At 69.8% G+C, this 24,036-nt stretch carries 26 protein-coding genes and 2 pseudogenes; 14 read left to right on the forward strand and 14 right to left on the reverse strand.

What is annotated here, in order from left to right:
• Window positions 1-98 precede the first annotated feature (98 nt).
• A complete protein-coding gene (gene greA, locus AB0H78_RS10265) occupies window positions 99-596 on the forward strand; it encodes a transcription elongation factor GreA (RefSeq protein ID WP_363233830.1) in 498 nt (165 codons plus the stop codon).
• 64 nt (window positions 597-660) lie between these two features.
• Here the strand turns inward: greA and AB0H78_RS10270 are convergent, their stop codons facing one another.
• The 3 genes from AB0H78_RS10270 to ilvA all read right to left on the reverse strand — a co-directional run bounded on the left by AB0H78_RS10270 (window position 661) and on the right by ilvA (window position 3,871).
• Complete coding sequence (locus AB0H78_RS10270) at window positions 661-1,527, reverse strand: ABC transporter permease (RefSeq protein WP_363233831.1); 867 nt, start codon at window positions 1,525-1,527, stop codon at window positions 661-663.
• Window positions 1,524-2,507, reverse strand: a complete 984-nt coding sequence (locus AB0H78_RS10275) for an ATP-binding cassette domain-containing protein (RefSeq protein ID WP_363233832.1) — start codon at window positions 2,505-2,507, stop codon at window positions 1,524-1,526. Before AB0H78_RS10275 ends, AB0H78_RS10270 begins: the two co-directional genes overlap by 4 nt.
• Window positions 2,508-2,641: 134 nt before the next feature.
• The gene (gene ilvA / locus AB0H78_RS10280; RefSeq protein WP_363233833.1) at window positions 2,642-3,871 is read right to left on the reverse strand and encodes a threonine ammonia-lyase; all 1,230 of its coding nucleotides are present in this window, start codon (window positions 3,869-3,871) and stop codon (window positions 2,642-2,644) included.
• Between the two features lie 145 nt (window positions 3,872-4,016).
• On the opposite strand from ilvA, the gene AB0H78_RS10285 reads away from it, so the two are divergent.
• From AB0H78_RS10285 to AB0H78_RS10295, 3 genes are read left to right on the forward strand one after another with little or no spacing between them, the layout of a single operon-like run.
• The gene (locus AB0H78_RS10285; RefSeq protein ID WP_363233834.1) at window positions 4,017-4,529 is read left to right on the forward strand and encodes a MarR family transcriptional regulator; all 513 of its coding nucleotides are present in this window, start codon (window positions 4,017-4,019) and stop codon (window positions 4,527-4,529) included.
• A gap of 54 nt (window positions 4,530-4,583) precedes the next feature.
• Window positions 4,584-5,057 carry a sigma factor-like helix-turn-helix DNA-binding protein gene (locus AB0H78_RS10290; protein ID WP_363233835.1) on the forward strand — a complete coding sequence of 158 codons (474 nt, stop codon included), beginning with the start codon at window positions 4,584-4,586 and terminating at the stop codon, window positions 5,055-5,057.
• Window positions 5,054-5,305: a hypothetical protein gene (locus AB0H78_RS10295; protein WP_363233836.1), complete on the forward strand. Its 252-nt coding sequence runs from the start codon at window positions 5,054-5,056 to the stop codon at window positions 5,303-5,305. Before AB0H78_RS10290 ends, AB0H78_RS10295 begins: the two co-directional genes overlap by 4 nt.
• A gap of 92 nt (window positions 5,306-5,397) precedes the next feature.
• Here the strand turns inward: AB0H78_RS10295 and AB0H78_RS10300 are convergent.
• The 3 genes and pseudogenes from AB0H78_RS10300 to AB0H78_RS10310 all read right to left on the reverse strand — a co-directional run.
• Window positions 5,398-5,514 (reverse strand): annotated as a pseudogene (locus AB0H78_RS10300) (PLP-dependent transferase); the annotation flags it as partial.
• A gap of 97 nt (window positions 5,515-5,611) precedes the next feature.
• Window positions 5,612-5,728: pseudogene (locus AB0H78_RS10305) on the reverse strand (PLP-dependent transferase); the annotation flags it as partial.
• A gap of 97 nt (window positions 5,729-5,825) precedes the next feature.
• Entirely contained in the window at window positions 5,826-6,983 is a 1,158-nt protein-coding gene (locus tag AB0H78_RS10310; RefSeq protein WP_363233837.1) for a cystathionine gamma-synthase, read from the reverse strand.
• Window positions 6,984-7,035: 52 nt separating this feature from the next.
• Here AB0H78_RS10310 and AB0H78_RS10315 point away from each other — a divergent pair, with 52 nt between their 5' ends.
• The 8 genes from AB0H78_RS10315 (at window position 7,036) to AB0H78_RS10350 (ending at window position 14,301) form a co-directional block, all read left to right on the forward strand.
• Window positions 7,036-8,148 (forward strand): hypothetical protein, encoded by a 1,113-nt coding sequence (locus tag AB0H78_RS10315; protein ID WP_363233838.1) that lies wholly within the window; start codon window positions 7,036-7,038, stop codon window positions 8,146-8,148.
• Window positions 8,149-8,372: 224 nt separating this feature from the next.
• The gene (locus AB0H78_RS10320; protein ID WP_363233839.1) at window positions 8,373-9,446 is read left to right on the forward strand and encodes a hypothetical protein; all 1,074 of its coding nucleotides are present in this window, start codon (window positions 8,373-8,375) and stop codon (window positions 9,444-9,446) included.
• A 113-nt stretch (window positions 9,447-9,559) separates the two neighbouring features.
• Window positions 9,560-10,072 (forward strand): peptide-methionine (S)-S-oxide reductase MsrA, encoded by a 513-nt coding sequence (gene msrA / locus AB0H78_RS10325; protein ID WP_363233840.1) that lies wholly within the window; start codon window positions 9,560-9,562, stop codon window positions 10,070-10,072.
• A gap of 165 nt (window positions 10,073-10,237) precedes the next feature.
• Window positions 10,238-10,765: a DinB family protein gene (locus AB0H78_RS10330; protein ID WP_363233841.1), complete on the forward strand. Its 528-nt coding sequence runs from the start codon at window positions 10,238-10,240 to the stop codon at window positions 10,763-10,765.
• A gap of 112 nt (window positions 10,766-10,877) precedes the next feature.
• Window positions 10,878-11,621 (forward strand): SDR family oxidoreductase, encoded by a 744-nt coding sequence (locus tag AB0H78_RS10335; protein ID WP_363233842.1) that lies wholly within the window; start codon window positions 10,878-10,880, stop codon window positions 11,619-11,621.
• Window positions 11,622-11,662: 41 nt separating this feature from the next.
• A complete protein-coding gene (locus tag AB0H78_RS10340) occupies window positions 11,663-12,259 on the forward strand; it encodes a 1,4-alpha-glucan branching protein (protein ID WP_363233843.1) in 597 nt (198 codons plus the stop codon).
• Window positions 12,260-12,306: 47 nt separating this feature from the next.
• Entirely contained in the window at window positions 12,307-13,011 is a 705-nt protein-coding gene (locus tag AB0H78_RS10345) for an HAD family hydrolase (protein ID WP_363233844.1), read from the forward strand.
• A 39-nt stretch (window positions 13,012-13,050) separates the two neighbouring features.
• Window positions 13,051-14,301, forward strand: coding sequence for an Ig-like domain-containing protein (locus tag AB0H78_RS10350; RefSeq protein WP_363233845.1), 1,251 nt, complete (start codon window positions 13,051-13,053; stop codon window positions 14,299-14,301).
• A 17-nt stretch (window positions 14,302-14,318) separates the two neighbouring features.
• On the opposite strand, the gene AB0H78_RS10355 is transcribed toward AB0H78_RS10350, so the two are convergent.
• From AB0H78_RS10355 to AB0H78_RS10370, 4 genes are all read right to left on the reverse strand, one after another.
• The gene (locus tag AB0H78_RS10355) at window positions 14,319-14,858 is read right to left on the reverse strand and encodes a hypothetical protein (protein WP_363233846.1); all 540 of its coding nucleotides are present in this window, start codon (window positions 14,856-14,858) and stop codon (window positions 14,319-14,321) included.
• Between the two features lie 336 nt (window positions 14,859-15,194).
• Entirely contained in the window at window positions 15,195-16,820 is a 1,626-nt protein-coding gene (locus tag AB0H78_RS10360; protein WP_363233847.1) for a glycosyltransferase family 87 protein, read from the reverse strand.
• A gap of 81 nt (window positions 16,821-16,901) precedes the next feature.
• Window positions 16,902-17,267: a DUF1330 domain-containing protein gene (locus AB0H78_RS10365; RefSeq protein ID WP_363233848.1), complete on the reverse strand. Its 366-nt coding sequence runs from the start codon at window positions 17,265-17,267 to the stop codon at window positions 16,902-16,904.
• A gap of 100 nt (window positions 17,268-17,367) precedes the next feature.
• Window positions 17,368-18,414 carry an NAD(P)-dependent alcohol dehydrogenase gene (locus AB0H78_RS10370; protein WP_363233849.1) on the reverse strand — a complete coding sequence of 349 codons (1,047 nt, stop codon included), beginning with the start codon at window positions 18,412-18,414 and terminating at the stop codon, window positions 17,368-17,370.
• A gap of 148 nt (window positions 18,415-18,562) precedes the next feature.
• Here AB0H78_RS10370 and AB0H78_RS10375 point away from each other — a divergent pair, with 148 nt between their 5' ends.
• Window positions 18,563-19,435, forward strand: coding sequence for a helix-turn-helix transcriptional regulator (locus AB0H78_RS10375; protein WP_363233850.1), 873 nt, complete (start codon window positions 18,563-18,565; stop codon window positions 19,433-19,435).
• On the opposite strand, the gene AB0H78_RS10380 is transcribed toward AB0H78_RS10375, so the two are convergent.
• From AB0H78_RS10380 to AB0H78_RS10395, 4 genes are all read right to left on the reverse strand, one after another.
• On the reverse strand, window positions 19,432-19,902 hold the full coding sequence (locus AB0H78_RS10380; RefSeq protein ID WP_363233851.1) for a group II truncated hemoglobin: 471 nt from the start codon (window positions 19,900-19,902) through the stop codon (window positions 19,432-19,434). The two genes, AB0H78_RS10375 and AB0H78_RS10380, sit on opposite strands and share 4 nt — an antisense overlap.
• 111 nt (window positions 19,903-20,013) lie before the next feature.
• Window positions 20,014-20,700 (reverse strand): ABC transporter ATP-binding protein, encoded by a 687-nt coding sequence (locus AB0H78_RS10385; RefSeq protein WP_363233852.1) that lies wholly within the window; start codon window positions 20,698-20,700, stop codon window positions 20,014-20,016.
• Window positions 20,701-20,754: 54 nt separating this feature from the next.
• Entirely contained in the window at window positions 20,755-22,230 is a 1,476-nt protein-coding gene (locus tag AB0H78_RS10390; protein WP_363233853.1) for an ABC transporter permease, read from the reverse strand.
• 135 nt (window positions 22,231-22,365) lie between these two features.
• A complete protein-coding gene (locus AB0H78_RS10395; RefSeq protein WP_363233854.1) occupies window positions 22,366-23,631 on the reverse strand; it encodes an Ig-like domain-containing protein in 1,266 nt (421 codons plus the stop codon).
• Window positions 23,632-23,852: 221 nt separating this feature from the next.
• Here AB0H78_RS10395 and AB0H78_RS10400 point away from each other — a divergent pair, with 221 nt between their 5' ends.
• Window positions 23,853-24,035, forward strand: a complete 183-nt coding sequence (locus tag AB0H78_RS10400) for a hypothetical protein (protein ID WP_363234129.1) — start codon at window positions 23,853-23,855, stop codon at window positions 24,033-24,035.
• Window position 24,036 lies beyond the last annotated feature (1 nt).

Raw genomic sequence — 24,036 nt, forward strand, 5'->3', positions numbered from 1 at the left:
CCGGGAATTGTTAGGCTCGTGGTTTCGCCCGCCCCTGGAGGCACACACTTCTGGGTAGGGCGATGCTTTGTATTTCCGGTACCTACGAGGAGCGACCCGTGACCCAGACCAGTGAGAACGTCACCTGGCTGACTCAGGATGCGTACAACCAGCTGAAGGCCGAGCTGGAGTATCTGACGGGTCCCGCACGCGCCGAAGTCACCGCCAAGATCGCGGCGGCCCGCGAGGAGGGCGACCTGCGCGAGAACGGCGGGTACCACGCCGCCAAGGAGGAGCAGGGCAAGCAGGAGCTGCGCGTACGCCAGCTCACCCAGCTCCTGGAGGCCGCCAAGGTCGGCGAGGCCCCGACGGCCAGCGGCGAGGCGGCTCCCGGCATGGTCGTCACGATCGCCTTCGACGGCGACGAGGACGACACCATGACCTTCCTGCTCGCCTCGCGCGAGTACGCGAGCTCGGACATCGAGACGTACTCCCCGCAGTCCCCGCTCGGCTCGGGCGTGCTGGGCAAGAAGATCGGTGAGAACGCCCAGTACGAACTGCCGAACGGCAAGAAGGCCTCGGTGAAGATCCTGAAGGCCGACCCGTACCAGGGCTGAGCCCGCACGGACAGCACGAAGCCCCGGCCGGGATTCCGGCCGGGGCTTCGTCGTGGGCGGACGGCTATCCGTCCGCCTTGCGGTACTTGCGGACCGCCAGTGTGCGGAAGGCGAGGATGATCAGCACCGACCAGATCAGCGAGGCCCAGACCGGGTGCTCCATGGGCCAGGCGCCGGTCACCGACTTCGGCACTCCCTCGATCGTGTTGCCGAACAGCTCGCGGGCCGCCGCCACCGTGGCACTGAAAGGGTTCCACTCGGCGACGTACTGAAGGAACCTCGGCATGCCGTTGACCGGGACGAAGGCGTTCGAGATGAACGTCAGCGGGAACAGCCAGATCAGACCGCCCGAGGTCGCCGCCTCCGGGGTGCGCACGGACAGACCGATCAGGGCGCCGATCCAGGTGAACGCGTAACCGAGCAGCAGGAGCAGCCCGAATCCCGCCAGCACCTCGCCGATGTTCGTGTGGGTGCGCCAGCCGACGAGCAGGGCGACCACGGCCAGCACGGCCAGCGTCACCGCCGTCTGCACCAGGTCCGCGAGCGTGCGGCCGGTCAGGACCGCTCCCCGCGCCATGGGCAGTGATCGGAACCTGTCGATGAGTCCCTTGTGCATGTCATCGGCGATGCCCGCACCCGCACCCGCCGTGGCGAAGGTGACGGTCTGCGCGAAGATGCCGGCCATCAGGAATTCCTTGTACGCCGAGGCGCTGACGCCCGCGCCCGGGATGGCGATGGAACCGCCGAAGACGTACGTGAACAGGACCACGAACATCACGGGCTGGATGATCCCGAAGAGGATCATCTCGGGAATCCTGGTCATCCTGATCAGGTTCCGCTTGGCGATGACCAGCGAGTCGGAGACCGACTGGCTGAAGCCGCCGCGCGGCCGCGGGGCCGTGGAGTTCATGGTCTCGGTCATGGCACTCACTTGTCGGCCTCCTTTTCCGTTCCGTTCTCGGGCTCCTCGACCTCGGCCACATGACCCGTCAGCGAGATGAAGACGTCGTCCAGGGTCGGTCGGCGCAGACCGATGTCGTCGATCTCGACGCCTCGCGCGTCCAGGTCGCGGATGACCTCGGCGAGCAGCTTGGCCCCGCCGGTCACCGGGACGGTGAGCTTGCGGGTGTGGTCCTCGACCTTCACCTCGCCCTTGCCCAGGGCCTGCATGACCTCGGCGGCCGGGGCGATCTGGTCGCGTTCATGGACGACGACCTCGACGCGCTCGCCGCCGATCTGGGCCTTGAGCTGGTCGGCGGTGCCGCGCGCGATGACCTTGCCGTGGTCGATGACGCAGATGTCGTGGGCGAGGTGGTCGGCCTCTTCCAGATACTGCGTGGTGAGCAGGAGCGTCGTACCGCCGCTCACCAACTCCCGGATGACATCCCACAGTTGCTGCCGGTTGCGCGGGTCGAGGCCGGTGGTCGGCTCGTCCATGAACATCACCGGTGGCGAGACGACGAGCGCCGCCGCGAGGTCGAGCCGGCGGCGCATGCCTCCGGAGTACGTCTTGGAGGGGCGGTCCGCGGCGTCCGCGAGGTTGAAGCGGTCGAGGAGTTCGCCCGCGCGGGCCTTCGCCGCCTTGGCGGACATCTGGTAGAGCTGCCCGACCATCTGGAGGTTCTCGCGGCCGGTCAAGTACTCGTCGACGGCGGCGAATTGGCCGGAGAGGCCGATGTTGCGGCGGACTTCGTTCGGGTTCTTGACGACGTCGATGCCCGCCACGGTCAGCGTCCCGCTGTCCGGGGTGAGGAGGGTCGTCAGGCAGCGGACGGCGGTGGTCTTGCCGGCTCCGTTGGGGCCGAGCAGACCGAGGACCGTGCCTTGCGGGACGTCGAGATCGACGCCGTCCACTGCTCGTACATCACCGAAGGTCTTGACCAGGCCTTCGGCATAGATCGCGCCTGGCATGTGGGTTCCCCCAGTTTATTTGGGTGGGTTCCTGCACAAATCTTAGATTTGCCGGGCGCGCTGCGCCCGGTGAGCGCCTTTCGGGCAGCTCGCGGGCCACACAGTAACGCGATACATCGCGTATCGCAGCTGGTTTAGTCGAGAACGGTGTAGCCCGCTCCCCGCAGCGCCGCACGCACCTCGGCGCAGTGCTCCGGGCCCTTCGTCTCCAGGTGCAACTCCACCTCCACTTCGGACAGTCCGAGCTGCGGGTCGATCCGTACGTGACCCACATCCAGGACGTTAGCGTCCGCCACTGACAACACCCCCAGGAGCTGGGCGAGCGCCCCCGGGCGGTCGGTCAGCCGCATGCTCAGCGAGAGATAGCGGCCGGCCGCCGCCATGCCGTGCGTGAGGATGCGCTGCATCAGCAGCGGGTCGACGTTCCCGCCGGACAGGACCGCGACGACCGGGCCCTCGAAGGCGCCGGGATCGCTCAGGAGCGCCGCGACAGGGCTCGCGCCCGCGGGCTCCACCACCATCTTGGCGCGCTCCAGGCAGAGCAGCTGGGCGCTGGAGAGCTCGTACTCGGAGACCGTACGGATCTCGTCGACGTACTCCTCGATGATCCGGAAGGGGATGTCGCCCGGCCGCCCCACCTTGATGCCGTCCGCCATGGTGGTCGGGGTGGGGATCGAGACCGGGTGACCGGCCGCGAGGGAGGGCGGGTAGGCGGCCGCGCCGGCCGCCTGGACCCCGACGACCTTGATGTCGGGGCGCATCGACTTCACCGCGACCGCGACCCCCGCGATCAGCCCGCCGCCGCCGACGCCGACCACGATCGTGCGCACCTCGGGGCACTGCTCCAGGATCTCCAGGCCCACCGTGCCCTGGCCCGCGATGATGTCGAGGTGGTCGAAGGGGTGGATGAAGACCGCGCCGGTGTGCTCCGCGTACTCCTGGGCGGCCGCCAGGGTCTCGTCCACGACCTGGCCGTGCATCCGCACCTCGGCCCCGTACTCGCGCGTCGCCGCGACCTTGGGCAGCGGGGCGCCGACCGGCATGAACACGGTGGAGCGCACCCCCAGGAGGGAGGAGGCGAGGGCGACACCCTGGGCGTGATTGCCCGCGCTGGCCGCCACGACGCCCGCGGCCCGCTCCTCGGGGCTCAGGCCGGCGATCCTCACGTACGCGCCTCTGAGCTTGAAGGAACCGGTCCGCTGGAGGTTCTCGCACTTGAGGTGGACCGGGGAGCCGACCAGCCGGGTCAGGTGTCTGCTGCCCTCCATGGCCGTCGCGCGTGACACCCCCGACAGCATCTTCTGAGCCCCGCGGATGTCGTCGAGGATCAGTGTCTGAAAGGCGTCTGGCGTACCGAAGCTCATGACCCCGAGTCTTGCAGCTCAGCGGTCTGCGGGCGCTTCCGTCCACGGTGTGGGAACGGGATTACGCACGGCCGGTACGGGTCTGCCCCGGGCCGCGTACTCTGTCCCCCACCAACCGACCATCGCACGAATTGAGCCCCCGGCCATGCCCCTTTCTCAGGACATGACTTCTGATCTCGAACCAGGCCTCCTCGATGCGCTCCAGCACCAGGTGGCCCTCTTCGCCCGCCGTGCCGAGCAGACCAGGCTCGGGGGCGTGGGCCAGGTCCGCAACTCCATGGACCGGGCCGCCTATCTGCTGCTCAACAGGCTCGACCTGGAGGGCCCGATGGGCGTCAAGGCGCTCGCTGCCGGGATGGGGATCGACTCCTCGACCGTGACCCGGCAGGTCGCACCGCTCGTCGACACCGGCCTGGTCAAGCGCACCTCACACCCGGAGGACGGCCGCGCGGTCGTGCTCCAGCTCTCCCCGCGCGGGCAGGCCCGCCTGGGCGAGGTCCGTTCCTCACGGCGCGAGTTGATGGCGCAGGTGACGGACGGGTGGACGGAGGAGGAGCGCGAGTCGTTCTGCACGCTCCTCACGCGCTTCAACTCGGCGCTCTCGGTACGGATGGCGGGCCACCAGGACCCGCAAGAGAGCGGCACTCCGACCTCTTGACCGCAGCGGCTCCCCTGCCCTCATATGAGGTTGAAGGCAGGGGAGGTCGTTTCTGTGCGCGAGCGGTCGGCGGTCCAACAGGTCCGTCGCGCCCGGGAGTTCGAAGCATTCGTCGCGGGCGCGGCCGGAAGGCTGCTGCATGCCGCCACCCTGCTGACCGCCGAGCCGGTCGAGGACAACCCGCGGGCACAGCGGCTGCTGCTGGCCGCCCTTTCGGGTACGTACGCCCAGTGGGACCGGCTGCGCGGCGAGGACCCCTACGACCGCACCCGCCAGGAACTGGCCTCGCGCTTCGCACGCAGCGCATGGCGCTACCACCGGATCCGGGGCGGCGTCCTGGACCGGCTGACGCCGCAGGAGCGGCTCATCCTCGTACTGCGGCTGTACGAAGGGGTGGCCGAGGAGCAGGCGGCTGCGCTGATCGGGCTCCCGGTGGAGCGGGTCCGGGCCATCTGCACCCGGGCGATCGCCGAAATGCGCTCGAAGAAGCGGTCGGTGTCCCGGCTGCGGCAGGTGGCGATCCCATGAGCGCCCCCGACCGCAAGGAGACCGAGGTCCGCCTGATGCTGGAGACCCCGCATCCGGTGATCCCCCCGGGCCTGGCGGCCCGCGCCACGGAGCGCGGGGCGCGGATGCAGCGCCGCCGCCTGATCGCCCGGCGCACGGCGTGGCTGCTGCTCGCCGCGGTGGTGGTGGCGCTGGTGGTGTGGGTGGCGGTGGCCCAGCCGTGGGCGGTGGCGCCATCGACGACGACACCGCCCGTGGAAGGCTTCTGATTTTCCGTGCCGCCCTCGCACTGCTCGGCCCCAGGGGCCTCACAGGCTTCGGACAGCTGCGCCGGCCTCCGTCCGCCGAGCCCCGCCCCGTACTAGCCCAGCGCCTGCTTCAGGTCCGCCAGCAAGTCGTCGCCCGACTCGATGCCGACCGACAGCCGCACCAGATCCGCCGGCACCTCCAGCGCCGAACCCACCACACTCGCGTGCGACCTCTCCCCCGTGCCGCCCTCGCACCGCTCGGCCCCAAGGGGCCTCACAGGCTTCGGACAGCTGCGCCGGCCTCCGTCCGCCGAGCCCCGCCCCGTACTAGCCCAGCGCCTGCTTCAGGTCCGCCAGCAAGTCGTCGCCCGACTCGATGCCGACCGACAGCCGCACCAGATCCGCCGGCACCTCCAGCGCCGAGCCCACCACACTCGCGTGCGACCTCTCCCCCGTGCCGCCCTCGCACCGCTCGGCCCCAAGGGGCCTCACAGGCTTCGGACAGCTGCGCCGGCCTCCGCCCGCCGAGCCCCGCCCCGTACTAGCCCAGCGCCTGCTTCAGGTCCGCCAGCAGATCGTCGCCCGACTCGATGCCGACCGACAGCCGCACCAGATCCGCCGGCACCTCCAGCGCCGAACCCACCACACTGGCGTGCGTCATCCGGCCCGGGTGCTCGATCAGCGACTCGACGCCGCCCAGGGACTCGCCCAGCGTGAAGAGCTGCGCGCGGTTGCAGACCTCTACCGCCGCCTCCTCGCCGCCCGCGACCTGGAAGGACACCATGCCGCCGAAGGCCCGCATCTGCTTGGCCGCGACCTCGTGGCCGGGGTGGTCGGGCAGGCCCGGGTAGAGGACCTTGGTGACCTTGGGGTGGGCGGTGAGCATCTCCGCGACCCGGCCGGCGTTCTCGCTGTGGCGGTCCATGCGTACGGCGAGCGTCTTGATGCCGCGCAGCACGATCCACGAGTCGAAGGGGCCTGCCACCGCGCCCATCGCGTTCTGGTGGTACGCCAGTTCCTCGCCCAGCGCCTGGTCGGCCGCGACCAGTCCGCCGCCCACGACGTCCGAGTGGCCGCCCATGTACTTGGTCAGCGAGTGCACGACGACGTCCGCGCCCAGGGAGAGGGGCTGCTGCAGGTAGGGGCTGGCGAAGGTGTTGTCGACGACGAGCTTGGCGCCCGCCGTGCGCGCCACTTCGGCGACCGCGGCGATGTCGGTGATGCCGAGCAGCGGGTTGGAGGGGGTCTCGACCCAGATCACCTTCGTACGGGGGGTGATCGCGGCCCGGACCGCCGACGGGTCGGAGGTGTCGGCGACCGACCACTCCACGCCCCAGCGGGAGACGACCTTGGCGAAGAGGCGGAAGGTGCCGCCGTACGCGTCGTTGGGGATGACGACGTGGTCGCCGGGGCTGAGCAGCGTACGCAGCAGGCAGTCCTCGGCTGCCAGTCCTGAGGCGAAGGCGAGACCGCGGCGGCCGCCTTCCAGGGCCGCGAGGTTCTCCTCCAGGGCGGTACGGGTGGGGTTGGCGCTGCGGCTGTACTCGTAGCCGCCTCGGAGGCCGCCGACACCGTCCTGCTTGTACGTGGAGACCTGATAGATCGGCGGGACGACCGCGCCCGTCAGGGGGTCGGCGGTGTTTCCGGCGTGGATGGCGAGAGTCTCGAAACTCTGGTGCGCACTGTGCTGGTCGCTCATGGGGACCGAGCGTAGTTGGTCGGATGTCCGTGGTGTCTGGTTCTCTTGAGTCATGGAGATTCTCTGGATCCTGCTCGCGCTCTGCATGCTGACGGCGGCGCTCGGCCCGATGCTGCGGCGCAGGCGGGCGGGGCGCGAGGGCGTGCACCTGGTCTCGCCGGACGCCCCGGACGCGGCGGACCCCGCGCACTACGGCTTCGTACGGCAGGAGCTGCTCGATGTGCGGCTGCCGGGCCCGGACCGCGATCTCCTCGACGTATGGGAAGTGGTGCAGCGCACCCAGGACTGGCGGGCGGCCTCCCAGCTGCTCGCGGGCACACCCAAGGAGGGCGAGGTGCGCCTCCAGCGCGTGCAGGCCTTCGCGGGGGCCGCGTCGCTGGAGCTGGCGCAGCAGCCGGGGGTGGGCGGCGCGTGGCTGCGCAAGTGGCGTGCGGAGTCGCCCAAGGACGCGGGCGCGGCGCAGGTGCACGCCGAGTTCCTGGTGCAGCAGGCGTGGCGGTCGTCGGCGGCGCACGCGGACGACTTCCGGATGATCCTGGAGGAGGCACGGACGGTCTGCGCGGAGGCCGCGCTGCTCGCTCCGGGCGACCCGGTCCCGTACATCACGGAACTGGCGGTGGCACGCGGACTGGCCTATCCACAGGCCGAGTTCGAGCAGCTCTGGGCGAAGGTGATCGACCGCGCACCGGAGCACATGGGCGCGCATCTGGCCGCCCTGCACTACTGGTGCGAGAAGTGGCACGGCTCGCGGGAGCTCGCGGACGAGTTCGCGCACGCGTCGGCCGCACGGGCACCCAAGGGCTCACTGCTCGCGGCGCTGCCGCTCTTCGCGGTGTACGAGCACCTGCCCGACATCGCGCTGGTCCGGGACTTCTACGGCAGCGCGGTGGTGCGCCGCGCGATGGAGGGCGCACTGCACGCGGTGCACACGGCCCGCCCGGACGACCCGATGCTCGCGCACGTACGGCACCTGCTGATCCTGTTCCTGGTGCGCGGCGAGCGCTGGGCGGAGGCGATGGACCAGCTGGTGCACGTCGACGGCCACGTGGGCGCGCTGCCGTGGACGCTGAACGACGACCCTGCGGCGGAGTACGCGGTGTACCGGGCGCTGGCGGTGGCGGGATACGAGGCGAACGGCGGAAGCCCGGCGACGCTGCCGCACTGACCGGGCCGTATCGCGCCGTATCTCACCGTTTCGCGCTGGGCCCCTGGCAATCATTGCCATGTGTTGATTGGCACGCCCAACTGCGCCAGGAGATACTCCACTTCCCCCCACGCACCCTTGGCACCTGCATGCCCTTCCCCGGGGGATTCGACCGATGGGCGCTGCCTCCGGCTACGGACGGCCGTCGGACGGGCCCTGCCCGCCTTCCCGAGATCGGATTCCTCATGGCACGACTGCTCCCGTCCTTCATGAAGAAGAAGCGGGCCCTTACTCCCGCGCAGATAAAGCAGTACAACGACAGCGTCGCCGCCGCCCAGGGCTTCCTCCCCGCCGAGCAGCAGAACGTCGCTCTGGCCGCCGCCGACCCGGAGTTGGAGGCCGCGCTCGCCGCAGTGGCCGAAGGCGAGTGGGCGTCGGCCGCGCGGCTCCTCGCCGCCACGGGCGACGACTGGGACCGGCGGAGCCTGTACGTCCATCACTTCGGCGAGGCCGCCGGCAAAGGGGACGCGTGGCTGGCCGCCTGGCATGCCGCCCGCCCGAGCGACCCGGACGCCGCGGTCGTCCAGGCGCGCGCAACGGTGGAGCGTGCCTGGCAGGTGCGCGGGGTACAACGCGGCGCCGACACCTCCAGCGAGCAGGCGCAAGGCTTCCACCAGGTGCTGGAGCTCTCACAGCAGCAGATCGTGCGGGCCGCGGAGCTGAATCCCCGGGACCCCACTCCCTATGTCCCCGAGGTGTGGACCGCGCTGGGCCTCGGCTATACGCACGACGAGATGCTCCGGCTCTGGTCCAAGATCACGGACCGGTCCCCGCGCCACTTCGACGCCCACAGCGCCGCACTCCAGTACTGGTGCGCAAAGTGGCGGGGTTCGGAAGAACTGGCCCGCGAGTTCGCCGCGAAGGCGGCGGCCGAGGCGCCTGCCGGCAGTCTGCTGACAGCCCTGCCGCTGATGGCCTGGCACGAGCACCACCGTGCCGACGCCACACCGGAGGACTACGCCGCCCCGCAGATCATGGCTCTGGTCGACGCCGCCCTGCGCGACGCGGACGCCGCGGCCAAGGCGCCGACACCGCACCCGCGGCTGCCCAACCTGCGGCACCTGCTCGCGTTCTTCCTCGCGAAGCAGGAGCGATATGTTGAAGCGCTGGAGCAGTTCCGCCTGGTCGACGGATATGTGGCGGCCCTGCCCTGGCGCTACTTCCCCGATCCGGCGAAGGCATTCTGCGTCTTCCGCGGGCTCGCCACCTCGACACTCCACGCGGAATCCTTCACCAACGGCACGGCCGCCCGCCCCTGAGGCTTGCCCAGGGATCCCCGGGGAATGGCGCAAGAGGTCCGTACGTTGACGCGGTACGGACCTGCATTCCCCGTGCCTGGTCCACCGAGCCGACAGACACGTAAGGGGCCGACATGGCTGCGCAGACACAGAGGGCCGTACTGGCGGGCGGATGCTTCTGGGGGATGGAAGACCTGATCCGCCGGCACCCGGGCGTGACGGCGACCCGCGTGGGCTACACCGGGGGTGACGTGGCGAACGCGACGTACCGCAACCACGGCACGCACGCGGAGGCCATCGAGATCCTCTTCGACCCGGCGGTGACCGACTACCGCGCGATCCTGGAGCTCTTCTTCCAGATCCACGACCCGAGCACCAAGAACCGCCAGGGCAACGACATCGGCCTCAGCTACCGCTCGGCGATCTACTACGTGGACGACGGGCAGAAGCGGATCGCGGAGAACACGATCGCCGATGTGGACGCGTCCGGGCTGTGGCCGGGCAAGGTCGTCACCGAGGTGGAGCCGGTGGGCCCCTTCTGGGAGGCCGAGCCCGAGCACCAGGACTACCTGGAGCGTTACCCGGACGGCTACACCTGCCACTTCCCGCGTGCGGGATGGCGGCTGCCCGCCCGCGCCGAGGGCTGACCGCCCCAAGGGCCCCGATCTCGCCCCTGGTCTCCTGGCGGAGCTGTGGCGAGAACGGCGGCCGTCAGGCTCGGCGCCATATAGGCCACGAACCGACCTACATGCCCCCTAGCGTGGTCCTTGCCCGACAGAGCGGCAACGGCAGGACCGACGAGAGGCGAGGACATGAACGCGACCGAGACCGTCACAGGGGAACGCGCCGACCTCCTTGAAATGCTGGCCAAGCAGCGGCACTTCCTGCGTTTCACCACGCATGACCTCACCGACGAACAGTCCGGCCTGCGGACCACGGCCAGCGAGCTGTGTCTGGGCGGCCTGATCAAGCACGTCACCTCCGTCGAGCGGGGCTGGACGGCGTTCATCAAGGAGGGGGCGTCGGCGATGCCCGACTTCACCGCCATGACCGAGGACGACTTCGCTCAGCGGGCCGACGAGTTCCGCATGCTGCCCGGTGAGACGCTGACCGGCGTGCTCGCCGCGTACGACGAAGTGGCCGCCCACACCGACGAGTTGGTCGCCACCCTGCCCGACCTCGGCGCCGATCACGCCCTGCCGAAGGCGCCGTGGTACGAGAGCGGCGCGCGGTGGTCCGCCCGTCGGGTGCTGATGCACATCGCCACCGAGACCGCCCAGCACGCCGGTCACGCCGACATCATCCGCGAGTCCCTGGACGGGCAGAAGACCATGGGCTGACCGGCGGTCGGCCTGTCCCGGCGACTGGGAGGCCACGTCTACCGGTAGCCCCTGGGCGCGGGTACGTTCGGCCGGAGCATCACCCATGAACGGGACGGCAACGGGAGGAACCATGGCGGCACTCGAAGGCAGAACCGCTGTCGTGACCGGGGGTTCACGCGGCATCGGACGGGCCATCGTGCTGCGCCTCGCCCGGGACGGGGCCGCCGTCGTCTTCAACTATGCGCGCAGCAAGGACGCCGCCGAGCAGGTCGTACGGGAGGCGGAAGCGGCGGGCGGGACCGTCATCGCGCTCCAGCTCGGCCTCGGCGAACCCGGAGCCGCCGAGGCACTGATGGAGGCCGCCGACCAGCAGCTCGGCGGCCTCGACATCCTCGTCAACAACGCCGCCGCCTCCATCGCCCCCGCCCTCCTGGCCGAGACCGAGGAGGCGGACTTCGACCGCACCATGGCGGTCAACGCCAAGTCCGTGTTCCTGACGATGCGTTACGCGGCCCGGCACCTCCGCGACCACGGCCGTATCGTCAACATCTCCACCCTCAACACCGTGCGCCCCGCCCCCGGAATCACCGCGTACGCGGCCAGCAAGGGCGTCGTGGAGCAGCTGACCCAGGTCGCCTCGCGCGAGCTCGGCGCACGGGGCATCACCGTCAACACGGTGTCGCCCGGCGCCACGGACACCGACCTTCTCCGTGGCTCCAACCCCCCGGAAGCACTGGAGCGAGCCGCCGCCATGGCCTCGCTCGGCCGGCTCGGCACCCCCGCGGACGTGGCGGACGTCGTCGCCTTCCTGGCGGGCCCTGACGGCCGCTGGCTCACGGGGCAGAACCTCCGCGCCACGGGTGGCATCCTCTAGTCCGTAGCGAACGGAACAGATGCTCGGAAAGGTGCCACCCCATGGCCGTCGTCCACCGCACCACGCTCACGCCCACCAAGCTGGAGCTTCTCGCCGCATGGCTGCCCGCACAGGACTGGTACCTCGGCGGCGCCGGTGGCGGGCCTCAGCTCTCCAAGGTCGGCGGGTTCCGGCTCGACGATCCGGCGGGTGAGGTCGGCATCGAGTTCATGGCCGTCGGGGACGTCTCCGGGGATCAACCCGTCACCTATCACATGCCGTTGACCTACCGCGCCGCTCCCCTGGACGGCGCCGAAGGCGCCCTCATCGGCACCATGGAGCACGGGGTGCTGGGCAAGCGGTGGGCGTACGACGGGACCCTGGACCCCGTCCTTCTCGCACAGTTGGACGCGCTGCTCGCCGGAAAGGCCGAGCCGCAGGCGCAGAGCCTGAGCGACACCCCTGACCCGTCCGTCGTCGCGCACCTGGACGCCGGTGCGCCCGAGCCCGACGGGCTGACCGTCGGTGTGGAGCGCGTCCTGCGCGCCGGGGAGAGCGACGGGGCCGCGGGGGACGTCGTGGGGCACGTCACCGCCGGCTGGTCCCTGGCCGACGGATCGACCGTGCGCGGACGGTACGTCGTCGTGCGGCAGCCGTAGCAGGACCAGGAGCAGGAGCAGCAGGCGGCCTGAGGCAGACTGCCCGCATGATCACACCCACCGAACTCGTCATATTCGACTGCGACGGCGTCCTCGTCGACAGCGAACGCATCGCCGTGCGCGTCCAGGTCGCCATCGGAGCCGAACTCGGCTGGCCGCTCACCGAGGACGAGGTCATGGAGCGCTTCGTCGGGCGCTCCACCCTCTCCATCGGCGAGCAGGTCGCCGCGCGGCTCGGCGCCGAGGCCGCCGCGGTCTGGAAGCTGCGCTTCGAGGAGCTGCACCGCGAAGCCGTCGACCGTGAGCTCGTGGCGGTCGACGGCATCCACGAGGCGCTGGACGGCATCACGCTCCCGGTCTGCGTGGCATCCAGCGGCAGCCACGACAAGATGCGGCACACCCTGGGGCGGACCGGTCTGTACGAGCGCTTCGAAGGGCGCATCTTCAGCGCCACCGAGGTCGCCCGGGGCAAGCCCGAGCCCGATCTCTTTCTCCACGCCGCCAGGCAGTTGGGCGTCGAACCCGCCGCCTGTGTGGTCGTCGAGGACAGCAAGTACGGAGTACAGGCGGCCCGGGCCGCCGGAATGCGCTCCTTCGGGTACGCGGGCGGGCTGACCCCCGCCGCCTGGCTGGAGGGCCCGGGGACCGTCGTCTTCGAGGACATGCGGAAGCTGCCCCAGCTGCTGGGCCTGTCCCCAGAAGATGTCGGATCCCGGCCCGTCCGGCAGACTGCCATGGAGGCACAACTGTGATCAATGGGGCATAGCGCCCCGTGCTGGGAGGCCGGAGCCTTGATATCCACGCGCTGGACCACCCTGGTGGCCATACCCGTGGCGGCCGTGGTGGCGCTGGCAGGGTGTTCCAGCGGGTCCGGCGGGGGCAGCAGCACCACCACCGGCCGCAGTACGGAATCGAGCGCCCCCAGCGCCACCCTCACGCTCACCCCGAAGAACAGCGCCACCGGCGTCGGCATCACCGCCGGCACGGTCAAGGCCTCCGTGGACGACGGAACCCTCACCTCCGTCACCCTCACCGACCCGGCCACCGGCGCTTCCGTGCCCGGTACGACGGACGCCTCCAAGACCTCCTGGAAGTCCTCGCGGGCCCTGGACCGCGGCACGAAGTACACGCTGACCGCGAAGGCCAAGGACTCCGACGGCAAGTCCGCGACCCGGACCTCGCACTTCACCACCGTCTCGAAGGCGGATTCGGCGATCGCGTACTACACCCCGGAGAACCAGAGCACCGTCGGCGTCGGCATGGAGGTCTCCTTCAACCTCGACAAGCCGGTCACCGACAAGAAGGCCGTCGAGTCCGCCGTCACCATCACTTCCAGCAGCGGCCAGAAGGCCGTCGGGCACTGGTTCGGGACGCAGCGGCTGGACTTCCGGCCGAAGGAGTACTGGACGGCGGGCTCGTCCGTGAAGGTCGACTTCGACCTGGACGGCGTCGAGGTCTCCCCGGGCGTGTACGGGGTGCAGAACAAGTCCTTCACCTTCACCGTGGGCCGCAAGCAGGTCTCCACCGTCGACGCGGCCACCCACGAGATGACCGTCGTCAGGGACGGCGCGAAACTCAAGACGATTCCGGTGTCGACCGGCGCCCCCAAGTACGCGACGTGGAACGGCCAGATGGTCATCTCGGAGCAGTACGAGCAGACCAAGATGGATTCCACGACGGTCGGGCTCGGCGACGAGTACAACATCGCCGACGTCCCGCACGCCCAGCGGCTGACCACGTCCGGGACGTTCATCCACGGCAACTACTGGTCGAATCCGGCCATCTTCGGGGCGGAGAACACCAGCCACGGATGCATCGGACTGCAGGACGTGCAGGGCGGCGGGGACAGTTCGACACCCGGGTCCTGGTTCTACACCAATTCGATGATCGGCGACCTCGTGGTCGTCAAGAACTCCGAGGGCGGCGGGACCGTCGCCGCCGACAACGGTCTCAACGGCTGGAACCTGACCTGGTCGCAGTGGACCGCGGGCAGCGCCGTGGCCTCTTCGGAGCCGCAGTCGGGGACGGGGACCAGGACGTAACTCCTGGTCCCGCGCCCTCACTTGGAGCATCCGGTGGAGACCCGGACCTTGTTCGACCAGGTGTTGGTCGCCAGGTCGAGGACCATCAGCGTCGAGTTGACGCGGTAGCCGTACGCGGTGCAGTCCAGCAGCCCCGTCGTCACGTCGAAGGCGCCGCCGGGGCGGCCGGAGACGTAGTGCGCGGTGGTCGTCGCGGTCCAGCTCGGCACTCCGGGGAAGCCGCCGTCCTTGAAGACGGCGAGCCGCACCTGGGCATAGCTGAAGCTCTGGCCGTGCAGGGTGATGCCGTAGATCCCGATGGTGCTGGGCCTGCGGGTCGACCAGGCGTAGGGGTTGAGGCCGAAGGCCTTGCCCTCCACGCCCGGCTTCTTGGCCGCCGTCGCCGCCTTGGTGGGAGCTGCGGCCGACTTCGTGGTCTTCGCCGGATGCCCCGCACAGGAGGTCGTCGTGGCGACGGCCGCCGCCGCGAAAAGCGTCGCGAGTCCGAAGGCGACGGCGCGCTGCCGGCGGGCGGTGCGGGTCGCATGTGTGCTGGTGGGTGTGGTGTCGGCGTTCATGGTGGTCTCCCCCGAGTCCGTCGGCCGCATCCCCCATGGGGCGGCCTTCGCAGTGAGGGACGGGGGGCGGGCGGGAGCCGGTTGCCGTGCTTCGGGGCAGGTCGACGATCGCATTCCGTAGCGTGCCCGTGACGGAACAGCCATAGGGAAAACGGTTTTTGACGCAGCGTCACGTGTACGTGCGTTGAGCTGCGGGACGCGGCTGCGCGGCGGAGGGGCCGCCTCCGGGGACCGTGGGCCTGCCCTGCGCATACGTAGGCGCCACGGACCCCGCGGGCGGAGTGCGGGTACCGCCGTCGCCCCTCCCCCGTCCGCTCGCTGCGGTAGCCGGTCCGGTCAGCAGCGCGCACCCCAGTGCGGCCGGTACGAGGAATCGATCCGGTAGATGCCAGGGCCCGGTACGTTCAGCCGCGTCCACTCCCCTGCCCGCTCCAGGCACCCCGCGCTGCTGCGAAGCCATGGTGAATGAGCAATACGTACGGACACGGCCCCCCGTTCACGGGCCCGTACGACCAGACTCGCTCCGTCGCCGCCGAGCACCGACGCCCCGGCACCCGTCACCAGCGGCGTCGCGTCCTCGACCTCGTAGATGCGCCAACCGGCGTCCCTCCACACGGGTTTCAGCCAGGCCGGCCCGCTCCGCACGAGCGCGGCCTCCTGCTGCGCCGCCCAGTCCGGGGTCCCCTCCGGGAGGACGACGTATCCGACGGCCCAGTGGCCGAGCCAGGACCGGTAGGTGTCCGCTGAGAAGGTGCCGTCGTAGAAGAGCGCCCCGCGATCCCTGTCCAGTTGGCGGTTCCAGCCCCGGGCCAGGTCGACGTGCCGGCCGAGCGTGCTGGTCTCCCGGTGATTGACGGCGGGCACCACTTCGACGCGTGTGCGATCGGCGCCGAGACGGTCGAGCGCCGCCACCACGCCCTGCGTACCCGCGGCCCACTCCGGAACGGGCGTCGACATCTCCACCACATGGACCGTGTGCTGCGCGACCCAGTGCACGGAGAGCGCCAGAGCCAGGGCGAAGGCGATGCGCCGCACGGCCTGGAGCCCGTGGGCCAGGAGCGCGGCGAGCAGCGCCGGTGGCCCGAACAGCTCGGCCAGGCGCACGACGTTCGAGCCGACCGGGGACGGGATCAGAGCGGTCAGGACGACTCCGACCGCATAGACGCCCGCCCCGTAGCGCAGGGTCCGCCACTCCCCCGGCGCCAGTGCACAGAGCAGCACGCCGAAGAGCACCGGCTTCCATACGTCGCTCGTGGCCATCGGCATCACGCCGCTGAAGGGGAACAGCAGGGTGGTCAGTGCGACGACGGCCACAGGTGGCGCGCACAGCGCGACGGCCGCGCGGGCGTCGCGGTCCAGCAGCCGGCCCACGCCGGCCACCAGCAGGAAGAGTCCGGCGACCGGGCTGGCCATGGCGGCGAGCGCGCTGAACACCCCGGCCGTCACCAGCCGGCGCGAACCCCCGGTGAGCACGACGCAGGAGACCAGGGCGAGGGCCACGCCCAGGGCGAAGGTGGAGCGCCCGGACGCCACGTTGCACCAGAGAGTGAGCACGGCCAGCAGGGCCGGCCACAGAGGCCTGCGCACCCCGCTGCGGACGAACAGGAGCGCTGCCGGCCAGGAGGCCGCGATCCCCGACAGCACGGTGACGGTCCGCACACCGCACAGCGCCATCAACTGGGGTGCGAGGAGGCTGTAGTTGCCGACGTACGTGCCTCCGTACCAGGAGAGGTTGTACGGGGCGCCGGGGTGCCGCGCGACGAAGTCCGTCCAGGAGACCTGTGCCGCGAGATCCCCGCCGCCCGTGGCCAGCCAGATCGCCCACCCCACGTACAGCGGGACGGCCAGGGCGGTCGCCAGGAGCGGCACACGGTGTCGTGACCAGAGCGAACGGGCCTGCCGCACCTCGCCGTCACGCACGCGCCGCGCAGGCAGACCGGTCGCATCGGCGGAGAGGGACACAGGCAGACCCGTTCGGTAGCTGGGCGAAGTCGAGCGCTTCGGTTCCCAAACTAGCCAACGGAACAGGGCGGGTTGGGCGGATCACCCGGCCTGGGCCGCGCGGAACGCCGCCGCCGTCTTCGAAGCGTCGTAACCCAGCGGGACGCCCTCCACCAGCACCACATCACCCGGGATGTGGTCGGCCCGCATCGGGATCAGCTCCTGGTAGGCAGGCGAGTCGTACCAGGCGCGCGCCTGCTCGATCCCCGGGAAGCCGATGATCACCAGCGCCTCCTGCCAGGCGCCTTCGCGGACCTCCAGCGTCGCGTTGTGGACGAGGAAGCGGCCGCCGAAGGGGTCGAGCGTGGCCTGGATGCGGTCCATGTAGACGAAGACGTCTTCGTGGAGCGGCGGGGCGGGGCGCAGGTTGCCTATCGCGTACGCGCCGAGCTGCATGTCGGTACTCATGAGAAACGGGTCCTCCCCGGTCGGAATCGGTTGTCCCGATCCTCCCGGGGAGGGGTTCACACGTCGATTACCGCAGAGGTAATGGTGCCGGCCGCAGTGCTCAGATGGTCGCCGTGTCGATCACGAAGCGGTAGCGCACGTCGCTCTTGATGACGCGCTCGTACGCCTCGTTGATCTTGTCCGCGCCGATGACCTCGATCTCCGCGCCGAGCCCGTGCAGCGCGCAGAAGTCCAGCATCGCCTGGGTCTCCGCGATGCCGCCGATCATCGAACCGGCCAGGGTCTTGCGGCCGCCGATCAGCGAGAAGAGGTTGAGCGAGATGGGCTCTTCGGGGGCGCCCACGTTGACCAGCGCGCCGTCCGTCTTGACGAGGGAGAGGTACGCGGAGAAGTCCAGCGGCGCCGAGACCGTCGAGATGATCAGGTCGAAGGTGCCCGCGAGCTCCTCGAAGGTCTTCGGGTCGCTGGTCGCGTAGAAGTGGTCGGCGCCGAGCTTCTTGCCGTCCTCCTGCTTGCGCAGCGACTGCGAGAGCACGGTCACCTCGGCGCCGAGCGCGTGCGCGATCTTGACGCCCATGTGGCCGAGACCACCGAGGCCGACGATGGCGACCTTCTTGCCCGGGCCCGCGTTCCAGTGGGCGAGCGGGGAGTAGAGGGTGATGCCGGCGCAGAGCAGCGGGGCGGCCTCGTCGAGGGCGATGCCCTCAGGGATGTTCAGCGTGTAGTTCTCGTCGACGACGATGTGGGTGGAGTAGCCGCCGTAGGTGGGCTCGCCGTCCTTGCCGACCGAGTTGTACGTGCCGACATTGCCCTGGGTGCAGTACTGCTCCAGGCCCTGCTTGCAGTACTCGCACTCGCGGCAGGAGTCCACGAAACAGCCGACGCCGACCCGGTCGCCGACCTTGAACTTGGTCACTCCGTCGCCGACCTCGGAGACGATGCCGGCGATCTCGTGGCCGGGGACCATCGGGAAGATGCCCTCGCCCCAGCCGTCACGGGCCTGGTGGATGTCGGAGTGGCAGATACCCGCGTACTTGATGTCGATCAGGACGTCGTGCGCGCCGACCGGCCGGCGCGGCACGGTGGTGCGCTCCAGCGGGGCCTTGGCCGAGGGGGCGGCGTAAGCAGCGACGGTGGTGATGCTCATGCGGAACGATCTCCTCAGGAGGGGGGTGTCTGCATCCAGCGTGCCCGAGTCGCGAAGGTTTACCCAGGTCACTGTCTTGCCTACGTCTGGCGAACGTACTTCTGGCAGGGACAGGATCCTGGACGTACGACCACTGATACTGGATGTCATGGACCAGCGCGCCGAACTCAGTGAATTCCTCCGCTCCCGCCGGGGCCGCCTCCAGCCCGAGGACGTCGGGCTGGCGCAGCACGGCCGGGCCCGGCGGGTTCCCGGCCTGCGGCGCGAGGAGCTGGCGCAGCTGGCGGGGGTCTCTGTGGCGTACTACACGCGCCTGGAGCAGGGCAACGGACGCAATGTCTCGGCCGAGGTCCTGGACGCGATCGCCCGCGCCCTGCGGCTGACCGACGCGGAGCACGCGCACCTCACGCACCTCGCCAAGCCGAAGACGAAGAAGAAGCGGCAGTCGGCGATGCGGCCGCAGAAGGTCCGGGCCGACGTCCAGTACCTGATGGACTCGATGGAGGGCGTACCGGCGTACCTGCTCGGGCGGCGCCTGGACATCCTCGCCATGAACAGGATGGCGCGCGCCCTGCTGGGCGACTTCACGGCGCTGGCGCCCGAGGACCGGAACATCGCCCGGCTGATCTTCCTCGAACCCTCGCAGCGGGAGCTGTACGTCGACTGGGAGTGCAAGGCGACGGAGATCGTGAGCGTGCTGCGGCTGTACGCGGGCTGCTCGCCGGACGATCCGCAGCTCTCCGCCCTGGTGGGTGAACTCTCGGTCAAGAGCGATGAGTTCAGGACGCTGTGGGCGGCGCACACGGTGACGGAGAAGGGTCACGGCGTGAAGCGGCTGCACCATCCGCTGGTGGGCGAGCTGTCGCTGAGCTACGAGACGCTGAAGTTCCCCGACGACCACGACCTGTCGCTGGTGACCTATCACGCGGAGCCGGGTTCGGCGTCGGCGGAGTCCCTGCGGCTGCTGGCGAGCTGGGGCGTGGACGCGCCGGCGACGACGCCCCGGCATCACCGGAACTAGCCCTGGTACGGAGGGGCGACGCCCCAGCCCCAGTGCGGTACAGGGGCGCGGGGCGGCGGGTTCGCGCCCGGCTGGGAGTTGGTCAGCGCGATCCTCGTACCCCACTCGATGTACGCCGCGAACGCGGAACGGAACTCGGGGTCGTCCGGCAGCCCCACCTCGTCGGCCGCATCCATGAGGAGATACGCCCAGCGGCGGCGCTGCGGTTCGGTGATGGCCTTGCCCAGGTGGTGGGCGAGCATGGCGGAGTAACCACCGTGCCCGGTGGTGTAGTCGGCGGGCCCGCCGAACACCTCGCCGAGCCAGAGCGCGACATGGGCGGGGTGGTCGGAGGACATCCCGGCGAAGAGCGGGGCGAGGAGTTCGTCCTTGCGCACGTGGACGTAGAAGGCCTCGGTGAGCCGGGAGAGCGCTTCGGCTCCGCCGGCCCATTCGTAGAGGGTGGGGACGGGCGTGTCAGCGGCCATGAGGGTCAACTCCCTTACGCGGGACGGTAATGGCCCCAACGTATGCGGATCGCGCCCACCGCGGCCAAGTCTTCGCTGTCAGCGTCACACCCGCCCCCGCCCGCCTCCCGGCTATGCCGCCGCCGCGTTCTCCGTCACCGTGACCCGCCCCTTGCGAATCGTGGCCAGCCGCGGTGCCCGCTTCGCCAGCGCCGTGTCGTGCGTGACCATGATGAACGTCAGGGCGTGCTCCTTCCACAGCCCTTCCAGTACGTCCATGATCTCGTCGCGCATCCCCTCGTCGAGGTTGCCGGTGGGCTCGTCCGCAAGGAGCACCTTCGGCTTCTTCACCAGCGCGCGGGCGATCGCGACACGCTGCTGCTGGCCGCCGGACAGTTCGGAGGGCAGGTGCCCGGCGCGCTCGCCGAGCCCCACCGACTCCAGCGCCTCCAGGGCCTGCGCCCGCCGCGCCTTCGCCTTGATGCCGAGCGGGACGAGGGCCGTCTCGACGTTCTCCTGGGCGGTGAGGGTGGGGATGAGGTTGAAGGACTGGAAGACGAAGCCGATGTTCTCGCTCCGTACCTTCGTCAGCTTGGCCTCGCCGAGCCTGGCCAGGTCGACGCCGTCCATGACGACGCTGCCCGCGGTCGGCCGGTCGAGCCCGCCGAGCATCTGCAGCAGCGTGGACTTGCCGCCGCCGGTGGGGCCCTGGATGACGAGCCGGCCGCCGTCCTCGATCGTCAGGTCGACGCCGGCCAGGGCGTCCACGGTCTTCTTGCCTTTGGTGTAGCGCTTGATGACGCCGCTGAGCTCATACATGGGATAGCTCTCAACTCCTGCTGTACGGACGGAAGTTCATGACCCGAGCCGGGACTACTCGACGCGGCGCAGTGCGTCCGCGGGCCGCAGCCGCGATGCGCGCCAGCCGCCGAAACCGCCCGCGATGAGCCCGCCCGCGACAGCGAGGGCGACCGCGAGACCGATGGTGGAGACCGAGACGGGCGCGGTCAGCGCGATGTCCACGGCCTTGGACGCGGTCTGCCGGGCAGGACCGCCGAAGCCGCCGCCGCCGAAGCCACCGCCGCCCCCACCCGCGCCGCCGCCCGTGGAGCCGAGCGAGGCGGAGAGCGTCGGGCTGATCGCGGTCACGGTGTACGCACCCGCCAGGCCGAGCGCGATACCGAGCACCCCGCCCAACAGGCCGTTGACCAGGGCCTCTCCGATGACCTGCCGGGTGACCCGGCCGCTCTTCCAGCCCAGCGCCTTCAGCGTGCCGAACTCCCGCACCCGGCGGCTGACCGCGGACGAGGTGAGCAGTCCGGCCACCAGGAAGGCGGCGACGAGGACGGCGATCGACAGCCACTTGCCGACGTTCGTCGCGAGGTTCGACGCGGTGGACAGCGAGCCCGAGACCGACTTCGCCAGGTCGGCGGAGGTGGTGACCGTCGTACCCGAGATGTTCTTCTGGATGGTCGACTTGACGCTGCTGATCTGCTGCGAGTCGGTGGCCTTCACATAGACCGTGGTGACCTTGTTCTTCGAGTCGGCCAGGGTCTGGGCCTGCGTCAGCGGGATGTAGACGTTGGCCGCCGCGTCACCGCTGTCGGGGGTCGCGATGCCGACGACCGTGAACTTCGTACCGGAGATGGTGACGGTCGACTTGAGCGCCAGCTTCTTCTCCTTGGCGTACGAGGCGTCGACGACGGCGACCTTGCCGTTGCTCTCGGCGCTCGTGAAGGTGCGACCCGTGGTGAGCTTGGAGGAGGTCAGCGGGCCGAGACCCTGGTGGGCGACGTCGGTGCCGTACACGGTGAAGGAGTTGACGTCGAACGAGGCGCCACCGCCCTGGACTTCGCCCTGCGGGGCGCCGGTGCCGCCGCCCTGCCTGCGGTTGCCGCCGCCGTTGCCGGTGCTCGGGTCCTGCTTGAACTCGCCGCGCTTGAACTGCCCGTCGACCTTCAGGACGGTCAGCGAGAGGCCGCCGACGGCGTCGGAGACCCCGGTCTGCTTTCCGACCTGGTCGACGGTGGTGGAGGCCAGGGTCTGGAAGCCCTGGACCATGACGCGGTCGCTGGACTGCGACGAGGAGTCGTCGTTCTTCCTGGCGTCGAAGTTGAACTTCGGACGCGCGTTGGAGCCCGTCCCGGTGGCCGGTGCGGCCTTGGTGACGGTCATGTCCGTACCGAGTCCGTACAGGGACTGCAGGACCTTGTCCTGCGCCGTGCTCATGCCCGAGGAGACGGAGGAGACGACGATGACCAGCGCGATGCCGAGGGCGAGCCCCGAGGCGACGACGAGCGCCGCCTTTCTGCGGCGGCGCAGCTCGCGCCGGAGGTAGGTGAAGAACATGGCGCGAAATTAGAGCGCCATGGTGATGGTGGGATAAGGCCTGTGTGAGAGACGCATGAGAACGCACAGGCGGCCGCTGTGCCCTGGTGTTACAGGGAACAGCGGCCGCCTGTGCGTTCAGTGTGGTGCGGGCGGTCAGACGGCCGAAGCGGCCTTCCACGCCGACCAGCTCAGGTTCCAGCCGTTGAGGCCGTTGTCGGGCTGGATGGTCTTGTCGTTGGAGTTCTTGACGATGACGACGTCACCGACCATCGAGTGGTTGTAGAGCCACGCGGCCGTGGTGTTCGGGTCGTTGGCGCCCTTGGTGTCGGAAAGGCCGACGCAGCCGTGGCTGGTGTTGGTCGAACCGAAGATCGACTTGGCACCCCAGTAGTTGCCGTGGATGAAGGTGCCCGAGTTGGACAGCCGCATGGCGTGCGGGACGTCCTTGATGTCGTACTCGCCCTTGCCGTCGGAGTCCGTGAAGCCGACCGTCGCACCGTTCATACGGGTCTGCTTGAACTTCTCCGAGATCACCATCTGGCCGTTGTACGTGGTGTGCTCCGGGGAGCCCGCCGAGATCGGGATGGTCTTGATGACCTTGCCGTCCTGGGTGACCTTCATGGTGTGCGTCTTGGCGTCGACCACGGAGACCTGGTTGCGGCCGATCTTGAAGGTGACGGTCTTGTCCTGCACACCGGTGACCCCGTTGGCGCCCTCGACGCCGTCCAGGGCCAGCTTCATGGTGACCGTCGAGCCTTCCTTCCAGTACTGGTCGGGACGAAAGTCGAGCCGGGTTCCGGAGAACCAGTGCCCCACGACCTCCTGGCCCGCACTCGACGTCACCGTGATCCCGGACTGGACGGCCTTCTTGTCGGTGATCGCCTTGTTGAAGTTGATCGACACCGGCATGCCCACGCCGACGGTGGAACCGTCCTCGGGGGTGAAGTTCCCGATGAAGCTGTTGGCCGGCGAGACCGTCGTGAAGGAGGAGTTCTCGTGGGCCTGGCGGCCCTTCGAGTCCTGGGCGGTCGCGTCGATCTTGTACGTCGTCGAGCGGGCGAGCTGGGCGTCCGGCTTCCAGCTGGCGCCGTCGGCGGAGATCGTGCCCTTGACGGCGGCTCCGGCGGCGGTGGTCATCGCCACCTGCGTCAGCTTGCCCTCGCTGACGGTGACCTTGGCGTCACTGTTGATCCCCGCGTTCTGCGTCCCGGTCTTCGGGGCGATGGTGATCTTGGCGGTCGAGGCGTCTTCGGCGGCTGCCTTGTCCGCCTGCGCCTGGGACGATTTCGAACTGCTCGAGTCGCTGCCCTTGTCGTCGCCGCCACTGCAGGCCGACAGCACCACAACGCCGCCGAGCACCGCTGACGCGGCTATCAGAGCCTTGCGTCGCTTGCTGTCCGTCATCACACGCTTCTCCATCGTTGCCGAAACCCCTGACTTACTCCGTAATAACACCCATACGGCCGAGTCGGTTCCGCATATGCCGTACCTGTGGGGAACACCACGCCGCGTACCCCATCCTCCTCACCTGATTCATCTGGCGGACAAGGGGGTGGTCAGGGCTTTCCTCGACGGCCCCTGTGTCACTAGCATCAGCGCCCAGGGGGCCAATTCGTGTATGTCGCAAGGGAGATCGATTCGTGCACGTGTCCGCTTCCGTACGCCGCCCGCTGCTGACCGCCACCGCCGCGGGCACGCTGCTCTGCGCCCTGTGGTTCGTACCGTCGGCGAACGCGACGCAGGAACCGCAGCAGCGGGTCGCGACGGTGGACCACCAGGTCGCACAGCCGCAACCCGCTGCGGATTCCACTGCTGCCAAGTAAC

Source organism: Streptomyces sp. NPDC050738, assembly GCF_040654175.1.
GTDB lineage: Bacteria > Actinomycetota > Actinomycetes > Streptomycetales > Streptomycetaceae > Streptomyces.

Coding starts and splice junctions, on each gene's coding strand:
- AB0H78_RS10275 (WP_363233832.1), bottom strand. CDS start 2,507: ATGCCAGGCGCGATCTATGCCGAAGGCCTGGTCAAGACCTTCGGTGAT.
- ilvA (WP_363233833.1), bottom strand. CDS start 3,871: ATGAGCTTCGGTACGCCAGACGCCTTTCAGACACTGATCCTCGACGAC.
- AB0H78_RS10285 (WP_363233834.1), top strand. CDS start 4,017: ATGCCCCTTTCTCAGGACATGACTTCTGATCTCGAACCAGGCCTCCTC.
- AB0H78_RS10295 (WP_363233836.1), top strand. CDS start 5,054: ATGAGCGCCCCCGACCGCAAGGAGACCGAGGTCCGCCTGATGCTGGAG.
- AB0H78_RS10310 (WP_363233837.1), bottom strand. CDS start 6,983: ATGAGCGACCAGCACAGTGCGCACCAGAGTTTCGAGACTCTCGCCATC.
- AB0H78_RS10315 (WP_363233838.1), top strand. CDS start 7,036: ATGGAGATTCTCTGGATCCTGCTCGCGCTCTGCATGCTGACGGCGGCG.
- AB0H78_RS10320 (WP_363233839.1), top strand. CDS start 8,373: ATGGCACGACTGCTCCCGTCCTTCATGAAGAAGAAGCGGGCCCTTACT.
- msrA (WP_363233840.1), top strand. CDS start 9,560: ATGGCTGCGCAGACACAGAGGGCCGTACTGGCGGGCGGATGCTTCTGG.
- AB0H78_RS10330 (WP_363233841.1), top strand. CDS start 10,238: ATGAACGCGACCGAGACCGTCACAGGGGAACGCGCCGACCTCCTTGAA.
- AB0H78_RS10335 (WP_363233842.1), top strand. CDS start 10,878: ATGGCGGCACTCGAAGGCAGAACCGCTGTCGTGACCGGGGGTTCACGC.
- AB0H78_RS10340 (WP_363233843.1), top strand. CDS start 11,663: ATGGCCGTCGTCCACCGCACCACGCTCACGCCCACCAAGCTGGAGCTT.
- AB0H78_RS10345 (WP_363233844.1), top strand. CDS start 12,307: ATGATCACACCCACCGAACTCGTCATATTCGACTGCGACGGCGTCCTC.
- AB0H78_RS10355 (WP_363233846.1), bottom strand. CDS start 14,858: ATGAACGCCGACACCACACCCACCAGCACACATGCGACCCGCACCGCC.
- AB0H78_RS10365 (WP_363233848.1), bottom strand. CDS start 17,267: ATGAGTACCGACATGCAGCTCGGCGCGTACGCGATAGGCAACCTGCGC.
- AB0H78_RS10370 (WP_363233849.1), bottom strand. CDS start 18,414: ATGAGCATCACCACCGTCGCTGCTTACGCCGCCCCCTCGGCCAAGGCC.
- AB0H78_RS10375 (WP_363233850.1), top strand. CDS start 18,563: ATGGACCAGCGCGCCGAACTCAGTGAATTCCTCCGCTCCCGCCGGGGC.
- AB0H78_RS10380 (WP_363233851.1), bottom strand. CDS start 19,902: ATGGCCGCTGACACGCCCGTCCCCACCCTCTACGAATGGGCCGGCGGA.
- AB0H78_RS10385 (WP_363233852.1), bottom strand. CDS start 20,700: ATGTATGAGCTCAGCGGCGTCATCAAGCGCTACACCAAAGGCAAGAAG.
- AB0H78_RS10390 (WP_363233853.1), bottom strand. CDS start 22,230: ATGTTCTTCACCTACCTCCGGCGCGAGCTGCGCCGCCGCAGAAAGGCG.
- AB0H78_RS10395 (WP_363233854.1), bottom strand. CDS start 23,631: ATGGAGAAGCGTGTGATGACGGACAGCAAGCGACGCAAGGCTCTGATA.